Origin of the sequence: Desulfovirgula thermocuniculi DSM 16036 (genome assembly GCF_000429345.1) — a bacterium.
GTDB lineage: Bacteria > Bacillota > Desulfotomaculia > Desulfotomaculales > Desulfovirgulaceae > Desulfovirgula > Desulfovirgula thermocuniculi.
Window position 1 is genome coordinate 1 of sequence record NZ_KE386892.1, and the last position, 7,846, is coordinate 7,846.

The following is a 7,846-nucleotide window of genomic DNA, read 5'->3' on the forward strand; positions in this document are numbered from 1 at the left end:
TAAAGAAAAAGGGACAGCTCCCGTGCTACTTTTTCGGGAAAAAGAGCTCGAAAAAGTGCACGGGGTGACTGCCAAGATGATAGGGGTGAAGACCTGGGCCATGATCCACACCTACCACCAGCAGGGAGTGCCCAAAAGCCGCATCGCTGAAATGCTGGGCATAGACCGGAAAACGGTAAGCCGTGCCCTACAGCAGGACTCCTACCCGCAGGAGAGAAAGAAGAAACCCTCCATTTTGGACCCGTACAAGCCGTACATAGAGGAGCGGTTGAACAAGTATGACCTCACCGCCACGCGGCTTTTCAGAGAGATCCGGAACCAGGGCTATACCGGTTCCTACGAAACGGTCAAAAGGTACGTGGCCACATTGAGAGAACAGCGGCCCAGGCGGGCTTACATACGGTTTGAAACCGGGCCGGGAGAGCAGGCCCAAGTGGACTGGTCACTTTTCGGCAGGGTCGTGTTGAACGGCCGGGAAGTGCTCATATGGTGCTTCAGCATGGTGCTCTCCTACTCCCGCGCCATGTACATCGAATTTACCACTTCTTGCGACCTGGCCACTTTCATACGGGCCCATGTGAACGCCTTCCAATATTTTGGCGGAGTGACACTTACCGTCGTCTACGACAACATCAAGCTCGTGGTTCTTTCCCGGAGTGAGGGGGCCATACGGTGGAACCCGGAGTTTCTCGCCTTTGCCCACGCCTACGGCTTCAGGCCCATACTCTGTGCCCCGGGCAACCCCGAAGCTAAAGGCAAGGTGGAGCGGCCCTTTCGCTACATCCGGCAGGATTTCTTTAAGGGTACGGAGTTTACAGACCTGGAAGACCTCAACCAGAAGGCCCGCCGCTGGTTGGACGAGGTGGCCAACCGGCGGGTTCACCGCACCACCGGGGCCGTGCCCTTTGAGCGCCTGGCAGAAGAAAAGCTGCGTCCTCTTCCGCCGGGTGAATACCAAGTGAATCTCAGCGAAAAGCGCCTGGTTTCAAAAGATTGTCTGGTCAGTTATGATGGCAACCTCTACTCCGTGCCGTTCATCCTGGCCGGCCGCGAGGTGGAGGTGAAGAATAACGGGCGGGAACTGCTGGTCTTCTACCAGGGTGAACTGGTGGCTAAGCACGAGCTGGCCGAAGGCAAAGGCCGGATGATCCGCAACCCCCATCATTATGAGGGAATGCCAAAGGCAACCTATCCCTACCGCATGCGCAGCACAAGAGAGCTCTTTCTGGGGTACTTTCCCCAGGCGGAAGGTTTTATCGCCGGCCTGGTCAAAACGAAGGGCCCGGGAGCGGCGTACCACCTCCACAGGATAATCGAGCTTTTGGAAATTTACCCCCGGGAAACGGTAGCAAAGGCCCTGGAGCGGGCTTCCCTTTACGGGGCCTTTGACAGCCGCACGGTGCGCAACATATGCGCCCAGGACATGCACCCGCCAAAGGAGCCGGAGCTTCCCCCGCCACCGCTGCCAACAAAGCACCTGCCAACTGAGCAGGTATATGTAGCAGTGCGCTCTCTTAAAGAGTACGAGGCAGCCCTCCTTGGGGGTGGTGAAGATCATGCTTGATGCGGAATACCGGGAATTCTTGGCCAAGCTGAAGAGCCTGCGGCTCTCCCGGCTGGCGGAAGTGCTGGATGCGGAACTCAAGCGCGCCGTGGAGGCCAACCTCTCGTACCTCGATTTCCTGCGGTGCCTGGTGGACAGGGAGCTTGAGCACCGGCAGGCAAAGGCTGTGCAGACGCGCTTCAAAAAGAGCCGCATGCCGGCAGTGAAGACCCTGGAAAGCTTTGACTTTAGCTTTCAGCCATCTCTAAATCCGCAAAAGATCTGGGAACTGGCCGAGCTCCGCTTCCTGCGCCAGCACGAAAACGTGCTCTTTTTGGGACCACCGGGGGTGGGTAAGACTCACCTGGCCCTGGCTTTGGGCTTTAAAGCCTGCCAGGCAGGTTACAAGGTGCTTTTCACCACTCTTTCGGAGATGGCTGCTGCCCTTCATGCTGCCAGAGCTGACGGGAGCCACATGTCTGCCCTAAAGACCTATGTGGCGCCCGACCTCTTGATCATCGATGAAATGGGCTACCTGCCCGTGGAAGCTCACGTGGCCAACTACTTCTTCCAGATAGTGGCCCGCCGCTATGAGCGCGGCTCCATTATCATCACCAGCAACAAGTCTTTCAGTGACTGGGGCCAGATGCTGGGTGACCCGGTGCTTGCCGGTGCGGTCTTAGACAGGCTGCTTCACCACTCCACCGTCATTACCATCAACGGCCCGAGCTACCGGCTGCGCAACAGGTCAAAAACAGGTGAGCCCAAAACAGAGACCTCCCCTTCCAGCGTCGTGACCAAAAGTGGGGAATTTACATGACCAAAAATGAGGAATTTTCATGACCATTTTTGACCCATCAACTTGACCAAAAATGGGGCATCCTCAATGACCAAAAATGGGGCAAAAAATATTGACACCGACACCGTCGAACCCGTTATGCCGATCAGGCTTGTAGCACAATTCTCGTACACTTGATGGTGGATGTCTGCGCGGAATTGCTGGGCAGTAAACAGCGTTATGCCCTCAGCCCGTCCCACTCGGGCAAGGTCCACTATCTCTCGACCAAGCGCTGTGAGTTGTGTACCCGACGGAACGTAACGGTTCAACTCATCAATGAGGATGACCGTGTGACGCGGCATCCGATCGCGGTTTTCTCGATAGGCTTCCTTCAACCTGCGCAGGATATCGCCAATGATGAAACCCTGGGTGTCCATCTTGTCTTCGAACGGCTGGATATCCACAACTACAACATCGCCCGGCCTCAGAGAACTACGAATTACATCACCCAGATAGTAAGCATCGCAACCGAGAGCAAGGGGCGACCTTTCTTCTACGAAGATCTTTGGCCTCGTCAACCAGCTCAAATGGCGCTTGAACCTACCCAGCACGTTCCTCACGTTCCCGCTACCGACCGCCTCAGCAGGGAAATCATCAAACCACTTAAGGTGCTTCCATGTTGTCACTATAGTATCTTTCGAGAAGAGGGGGTCCTCCTCCGGAGTATCCTTCTTGAACTTCATCTTACCGCTACTGTAATTCTCAGCGACGTAACTGGCAATACTAGCTAACGTGAAATGCGGGTCGTCAATCTCTGAGAAGAGCAAGTCGAGCTCATCATAGACATCCTTCAGGGCATAGGCGTAGTAGAACGCTAGCTTTCCAGACGGGTTCTCATAAACGGAAGAGATGTTCCTTTCTCCGTAAGGGAAGTAATAGCGCACGTTCTTGAACGGTCCGGGGTTATCGATTCCTAAAACACGATAAAGGTTCCTATCGTAGTCGTCTAGGTAGTCCGGTAGCGGGTCCTCATCTATATAGAGCAGGTCCTGTTGCTTCACATTGAAGAGAATCGCCGCTGTTTCCTCTCCGAAACGCTCCATGACGATCCTCAGCAGAACCATCAGATACGAAGTCTTCGCGGCGAGGCCAGAAGTACCGGAGACGTTCACGTGTGCCCCCTCAGGCCCCAATACGTACCGCCTGTCGAGGTAGAGAGGAAGCGGATCCCCAGACGAACGGAGGATTACCCCCGCCGGGAGGCGGTTGTCAGGAGCCAGGACGTCCATGCCTAAAGCGAAGTTTACTTCCTCGTTGCTTGCAAAGCGCACTAGGCTGTCGTTGAGTACCGGGTAGGAAACTGAACGTTTGCCCCGCCTGGTGTGGGGCGAATCCACCCCGGTGTTCGCGGCCACGTCCGCTTTAGCAATTACAGTTGTAACGCGGCGGGTGTTACCCTCGGCACCTATATCCCCGAAGTTTGACGAAATGTAGTTTGACAGGTGGCTTTGGGCATCAGTGGGTGCCAGGATTTCTTTAACCACACCTATAGTCCGGGAACCCCCATAGTTCTCCACGGAGACGTAGTCAAAGGGGTTGATCAAGATGCCGCCCTTCACCCAGAAGGAAAAGGACGAGGATGAGCTGGGGTCCCGTTCGGTTGACGAAACCTTCCCTATTATGGAAGCGTCTTCAGGCTTGTCCAACGGAAAAAGCTCATCCGCGGATGGCACTTCACCATTCTTGCAAAGCTTATCACCGTGAGGCAATCGAACCAGACCTCCTTCTCGTAAACAAAATCTGCCTCATGACCTGAGGCGAGTACAGAGTCCCTTTTACGTGCGTCTCGGCCTGATAAATGGGGTAGATGTGGGAGTGCCAGCGCCGCATGGGGTAGATCGTCGGCAACCTCTCGGCGAGGAGTGCACGACTCAGCCTGTCGGCGAGTGCCCGTTTCTCCTCGCTCCACTCGCCCTCCATCACGACCTCGACCTTGACGACTCCCTGCATGTAGTTATCGAGCCTGTCAACTGGCCAAAGCCGAAGATACCAGAAAGCCAGCGACGGGTATTCATCTGACTTCTTCCGCAATACGGGAGTACGCTCGCCTTCTCTCAGCCTCTGAATGACCCACGGCAAGGTGAAGCGGTAGTGGGAGCCTTCGATTTCAATCACGGGTTTCCAGCTAAAGGACTTAGCCAACCCGACGACATTCTTCAAGCTTAGGAAAGAGCTGTGCCTGATGTCACCGTCGATCACGAGCCACTCCCCGTTTTCCCTGCCAGGAAGGTTCACGGCTACCTCAACCTCCAAGACATGGAGCTGCTCCCGAGCCTTCGCGGCCAAGACGGAGCGCAGATCCCTCTTCGAATCCGGCTCCTTTTCCAGAAAGACGGGTTTCATAGCGTCTAAGACACGCCCTTCCAGAACGTCCCGAATAACCCCACGAGTGAAAGGAAATATCGCTATAACTTGGTGAACAGTAGTATGCGGATGCATAAATCCTTCCCTGTCCCGTTTCAAAGCACTGACTGCTATCTCGGAGACAAGGACGGGGTAAGAATAAGTTGAAACCACAACGTCACCCCAGTAGTAGGTCCTCAACGAGCCGTCCAGAAAGTAACGGAAAACGTGATCTTCGCTCCTCGTTACCGGAGGCCCTACCGGAATACTCATGACCGGCCTAAACCGATCGACAGGTTCATACGTCACACAAACGTTGTCGCTCTCGAAGTGAGCATCGTCCCTTACCCTGTCGGGGTCTGCCGGTTCGGCCTCCACAGGGGGTTCGTCGGTGGGAGATGCGGGAATGAAGTCTGCGTTGCTTTCAGCGAGAGCGTCAAGAATGTCCCGCGCGGAAGCTGATATCGACTCAAAGCTCAAGTGGCAACCGCCTCCTTCGGACTTCTCAGTTTCAGAGCATCCTCAAGATCAGAAGCATCCAAGAACTTGCGCTTTAAGGCCTCATAAGGCGGCCAAGCACCGTTCACGCCCAAGACGCGGCGGGCATCGGCCACCATCTCCAGAAGCTCCGGCGTCCAACCGGGGGCCACATACGAGTCTTTCTTGAGGGCGTCAGTCGGTTGGTACCTCATCGGATAGACCGCCACCCCCCAGGAGAGGAGATCCTGAACCTTTCTTAGAAAGTCATCCGGCGTATCCTCGTAGTTAAACATAACGTAAACCAAAAAGTTCTTCCTGTTCACCCCCGCTTCCACGAGCATGTCTATGGCCCGCTTCAAAGGTTCGCGTTGAGAAGAGGAGTCGTATGCCAAACGCACAACCTGCATACGGAGGGAAGCAATGGCCTTAGCATTCTCAGGCGTTACTAGCCTCGCGTCCAGCCCTTGATTAAAGTCGATGCGAAAGAAACGCCTGCGCTTCTTTATGTCCGCCAGCTCGCTCAGTATCTCCATGTGGTACGGCGATGCCAGGAAGTTGTTGTCCCAGAAAACCACCTGACTGTACCTCTCGCAGATGAGGTCGGTCACCGAAGGTCGGTAAGTAAACTCGGGTTCCAGCTTCGGGACGGCACAGAAGGGACACCTCCTTATGCAACCCCGGGAAGTAAATACCAAGCTACCGTCCCACCAGGGTACCAGCGAGTAGTCGGGCAGAACCTCGTCCAGTTCGGGGATCACGCCCCGCCACAGGTAGTCCGGCTTTATCTCCTCCTCGGCGTGTTCCGGCATCAAGCTGGCGTAGATGCCGCCGAGTACAACAGGCTTTCCGGGAAAGAGGCGGCGATAGAAATTCACCGCCTCTTTGACTTTCTCCCATGCATAAGTAAAGAGCGACGTAACGTAGATCACATCTGGAACGAATCTTGGGACTTCCGGCGGACGGACTAGCTGTACTATGTCTCCCCGCGAACGGTGGTAGGCCGAAAGCTTGAGCAGTCCTAATGGCGGGTACTTGCTATAATAGTTCGGCCAGACGCAAAGAACGTTCAACCTACTCCTTGGCAATGAGTTTATTATCTGGAAAAATGTACTCATAGGTTAAGTATACCACTCCCTTGGGTATCGGTGTCAATATGACCTTCTTCCAAGTGGCAAAGTCCGGCACCGCCGCCACGGCAAACATATCATCCTTGGCCACGCCATCGAAAATACCGTAGGCACGCATGGTAAATCCCTCCGTGATACCAAGGCTCAATTTTTCCCTCCCTCGCTTTCCCCTGCCCTACACAACTCTCCGGCTACCCAGAGTATAGCCAAGTTCACGGCAAAAAGCATACAAAAATTTCGGCGAGAAGGAGAACAAGGGACAGGATCGACACCGCTTCCTCCGTGCCGGACACGGCAGGCGTGGCCGCCCCCGAAGCGGCCAGCAAGGCCGCGGCCGCCGCGAGGTACGCTACCTGCGCGGCGGCCACCAGGACGGCCAGCGCGCACGCCCTCCCGAACCCCAGCGGCGCGCGCCGCAAAACGACAACAACCAGCGCCAGCCCGGTGAACACCCAGACGGCACGCGCCACGACGCCCGCCAAGTCGGAATCCGGATTTCCGACCAGCATCCTTCCCCCCCTGGGTCACACCGCCCGGAAGGCCGCCAGTCGCCTGGGGTCCGGCCGCTCAAGCCGCCCGTGGCAGTCCGCCCTTCCTGGTGCCGTCCGCCCCGGAAGGGCACGGACTTCCTCCAACCCCGCTTCGGCGATGAACCGGGAGGGGGGCCTCCGCTGGCCCCTGCCCCAGAGGCCCCTGCACTCGGCCCGCGTGACGTACAGGAAGTCCATAGCCCGGGTCATGCCCACGAAGAACAGCCGCCTCTCCTCCTCCAGTGGCGGGCCCCCGGCGTTCCTGTAGTCGGGCAGGCCGCCTTCTTCCGCCCCCACCAGGAAGACCACGGGGAACTCGAGCCCCTTGGCCCTGTGCAGGGTCATCAACCTCACCGCGTCCCGGCGGCTACCGCCCTCTTCTCCGTCCCCGGACTCCAGGGCGGCCCTGGAGAGGAGTTCGTCGACCGAACCGACCTCGGCGGCGGCGGAGACGAGCACCGCCACGTTCTCCAACCGCTCCCTGCCCTCCTCGGTCGCGTCGCGCTCCAGCGCCGCGAGGTAGCCGGAACCTTCCAGCGCTTTCCGCAACAACTCCCCGGCGTTCTCTCCCGCGCGCACCCCTGCCTCCAGGGCCAGGAGCAGGCCGGCCAACCCCAGTAGCGCCTCCCTGGCCTTCTTCCGCACGCCCTTCTTCCCCGCCACTTCCCGGAGGGCGTCCCACGCTGGCAGGCCCCCGAAGCAGAACCCGGCGGCCTCCTTGGCGCGCCCCTCGCCGACGCCCGGGAGGAGGCGGCAGACCCTCTCGAGGGAGACCGCGTCCCGCGGGTTGACGGCCACGCGGAGGAACGCCAGCGCGTCCTTGACCTCCTTGCGCTTCCAGAAGCTGACCGAGCCAACCACCTCGTAGGGCACGCCGCGCCGGGCGAGCGCCCGCTCGAACTCCCCGCTCATGGCGTTCCTGCGGTACAGCACGGCGAAGCTACCCCACGGCAGGCCGAGCCGCTCCCGGAGGGAGAGGATCTCG

The 7,846-nt window shown here is 57.7% G+C and carries 8 protein-coding genes; 2 read left to right on the forward strand and 6 right to left on the reverse strand.

Going from position 1 to position 7,846, the window contains the following annotated elements; translation table 11 throughout:
- Positions 1–1,564 (forward strand): IS21 family transposase (gene istA / locus G454_RS20125; protein ID WP_051276694.1); only part of this gene is annotated, 1,564 nt, incomplete at its 5' end.
- Entirely contained in the window at positions 1,545–2,363 is an 819-nt protein-coding gene (istB, locus tag G454_RS0116990; RefSeq protein ID WP_281168468.1) for an IS21-like element helper ATPase IstB, read from the forward strand. The genes istA and istB, both read left to right, overlap by 20 nt.
- A gap of 17 nt (positions 2,364–2,380) precedes the next feature.
- Here the strand turns inward: istB and G454_RS0116995 are convergent, their stop codons facing one another.
- From G454_RS0116995 to G454_RS21995, 6 genes are all read right to left on the reverse strand, one after another.
- Positions 2,381–4,027 (reverse strand): hypothetical protein, encoded by a 1,647-nt coding sequence (locus G454_RS0116995; RefSeq protein ID WP_156896882.1) that lies wholly within the window; start codon positions 4,025–4,027, stop codon positions 2,381–2,383.
- Positions 4,028–4,076: 49 nt separating this feature from the next.
- Positions 4,077–5,204, reverse strand: coding sequence for a hypothetical protein (locus G454_RS0117000; RefSeq protein ID WP_027719510.1), 1,128 nt, complete (start codon positions 5,202–5,204; stop codon positions 4,077–4,079).
- Complete coding sequence (locus G454_RS0117005; protein ID WP_027719511.1) at positions 5,201–6,079, reverse strand: radical SAM protein; 879 nt, start codon at positions 6,077–6,079, stop codon at positions 5,201–5,203. The genes G454_RS0117000 and G454_RS0117005 overlap by 4 nt, the downstream gene beginning before the upstream one ends.
- Positions 6,080–6,275: 196 nt before the next feature.
- Entirely contained in the window at positions 6,276–6,479 is a 204-nt protein-coding gene (locus G454_RS0117010; protein ID WP_027719512.1) for a hypothetical protein, read from the reverse strand.
- 64 nt (positions 6,480–6,543) lie between these two features.
- Complete coding sequence (locus G454_RS0117015; RefSeq protein ID WP_027719513.1) at positions 6,544–6,840, reverse strand: hypothetical protein; 297 nt, start codon at positions 6,838–6,840, stop codon at positions 6,544–6,546.
- A gap of 15 nt (positions 6,841–6,855) precedes the next feature.
- Positions 6,856–7,846, reverse strand: a 991-nt coding sequence (locus G454_RS21995; protein WP_169719403.1) for an ATP-dependent helicase, incomplete at its 5' end; no start/stop codon positions are given.

What these genes read in the sequence shown, in the direction of transcription:
- G454_RS0117015 (WP_027719513.1), bottom strand. Translation starts at nt 6,840, where the DNA reads ATGCTGGTCGGAAATCCGGATTCCGACTTGGCGGGCGTCGTGGCGCGT.